The sequence below is a fragment of the Trebonia sp. genome (genome assembly GCF_049794275.1).
In the GTDB taxonomy this organism is placed as follows: domain Bacteria; phylum Actinomycetota; class Actinomycetes; order Streptosporangiales; family Streptosporangiaceae; genus Trebonia.
The window spans coordinates 1-2,124 of record NZ_JBARCR010001292.1 but is presented as its reverse complement, the minus strand read 5'-3'; the positions used below and the strand labels follow the sequence as shown (position 1 = coordinate 2,124).

Here is a 2,124-nt window from a genome sequence, read left to right as displayed (position 1 = left end):
ACCCGGTGCAGCGCGGCCGCGTGCCGCCGCAGCCGCTGCTGCCGGTCGGTCAGCCGCCGGTGCAGCGCCGTCGTGTCCGGCGCGGTGGCGTGCTCGGCGAGGTCCAGGGTGGCCCCGAGGCCGGCCGCGATGCGCTGCCTGTCGCGGGTCCCCTCGTGGATGTCGAGCACCAGCTCGCCGAGGCCCACGCCGACGAGCCGGGAGAGCACGGCGTCGATCGCGGCCCGTTTCTCCGCGACGAACAGCACCTTGCGGCCGCGCGCCACCATGGCCGCGATCAGGTTCGCGATCGTCTGGCTCTTGCCCGTGCCAGGCGGGCCGTGGATCACCAGGCTGCGGCCGGCGAGCACTGTCTCTATCGCGCTGCGCTGGGAGGAGTCCGCGTCGAGGACGGAGTAGTCGTCCTCGGGGTCGTCGGTCCGCGGCGGCTCGTCCGCGTCCGGGGCGGCGCTGACCAGCTGCTGCGCTACCGGGTCGCCGGCGATCGCGGCCACCAGGTCGCTGTCGGCGAGCAGGTCGCCCGCCGCCTCCAGGTCGCGGACCATCGGCAGCTTGGCGTACGTGAACGTGCCGATGACCTTGCGCTTCTCGATCGTGAAGCCGGGCACCTCGGCGTTCGCCGCCGCCTTGGCGAGCTGCCCGGCGATGAGGTCGGGAGCTGGCTTGTCGACGACCGCGCCGAACACGCTCGCCAGCTTGTGCAGCAGCACCGGGTTCACCTCGACGTCGTCCTCGAGCGTGAGGTCGAAGTCGTCGTACCTGGCCCTCGTCGGGGTGATGGTGAGCCCGCGCAGCAGCACAGGCGCGGCCGGCTCGAGGAACAGCTCGTCCCAGCGGGCCAGGCCGGTGGCCAGGTAGCCCGCCCTGATGCCGCGCTCTTCGGTCAGCTCGCGGGACTTGCGGTAGATCGTCTGCATGCGGCGGATCGCGTCGGCGCGCTCGTCCGCGTCCGTGAACAGCTTCGTGAGCCGTGCGCGGCCGGTCTTCTCGAACCGCTCGAGGACGTCGGGATCGGCGCTCGCCAGGTCGAGCGTGCCGGCCCTTCTGTCTTTGTAGTACAGCAGCGTGTTCCGCCCGCCGAGATCGGTCAGCGCGTCGACCCACTGGCGCTGCGCGGCGGAAATCAGTTGAAGACGGCGGGCGTCATTGACCTCGCTGGGTTCTGACACTTTTCTGCCTCCCTGGCCGGCGCATTTCCGGCTTCCCCGGCATATGGGGAACAAACGGAATTGACGACGGCATCCCGCGTGTCTTAAAGTGCTAGTCAACTAAGACACTAAGACTGTGGGGCACGATGATCAGCTTCCGGGTCGACGGGCGGTCGGGGGTGCCGCCGTACCTGCAGCTCGTGCAGCAGGTACGGCAGGCGCTGCGGATGGGCGTGCTCACCGTCGGCGACCAGCTCCCTACCGTGCGGGAGGTGGTCGCGGCGGTGGCGGTCAACCCGAACACGGTGCTCAAGGCCTATCGCGACCTCGAGCGCGAGGGCCTCGTCCAGGCACGCGCCGGGCAGGGCACGTTCGTCGCGAGCCTGCCGCCAGGGCCGCCGCCAGGCACCCACTCCCGGCTCGGCCGGTCGCTCGCGCACTGGGTGCGCGAGGCCCGCGAGTCCGGGCTTGACGACGAATCGATCGAGTCGCTGCTGCGCGTGACGCTGCGGGCTGACTCGGCTGCTACTGCTGACTCCGAGGAGGAGATCGCATGACTCCGGCTGTCGAGACGCAGGGGCTGACGAAACGGTACCGGCGGGTCACCGCGCTCAGCGACTGCTCCATTACGGTGCCCGAGGGCCGGATATCCGCGCTCGTCGGTCCGAACGGCGCGGGCAAGACCACACTGCTGCGGATGCTCGCCGGGCTGGCTGCGCCAACGGCCGGCCGCGCGTTCGTGCTTGGCGGCGTCCCGCGTCAGGACCCGGCGTTCCTTGGCGAGGTCGGCTTCCTCGCCCAGGAGATACCGCTGTACCGGCGGTTCAGCGCCGAGGACCACATTCACGCCGGCGCGCACCTGAACAGGCGCTGGGACGCCGCGTCGGTGCGGACGCGGCTGACCGGCCTGAACATCCCGCTTGACCGGCCGGTCGGCAAGCTGTCCGGCGGCCAGCGCGCCCAGGTGGCGCTGGCG

Annotated in this window: 3 protein-coding genes; 2 read left to right on the top strand and 1 reads right to left on the bottom strand. The window is 71.1% G+C overall.

Features of this window, described 5'->3' with window-relative positions:
- Nucleotides 1-1,169 (bottom strand): AAA domain-containing protein (locus WA805_RS31380; RefSeq protein ID WP_425244149.1); only part of this gene is annotated, 1,169 nt, incomplete at its 3' end.
- 125 nt (nt 1,170-1,294) lie between these two features.
- Here WA805_RS31380 and WA805_RS31375 point away from each other — a divergent pair.
- A complete protein-coding gene (locus tag WA805_RS31375; RefSeq protein ID WP_422273129.1) occupies nt 1,295-1,705 on the top strand; it encodes a GntR family transcriptional regulator in 411 nt (136 codons plus the stop codon).
- On the top strand, nt 1,702-2,124 hold a 423-nt coding region (locus WA805_RS31370), incomplete at its 3' end, for an ATP-binding cassette domain-containing protein (RefSeq protein WP_425244148.1). The genes WA805_RS31375 and WA805_RS31370, both read left to right, overlap by 4 nt.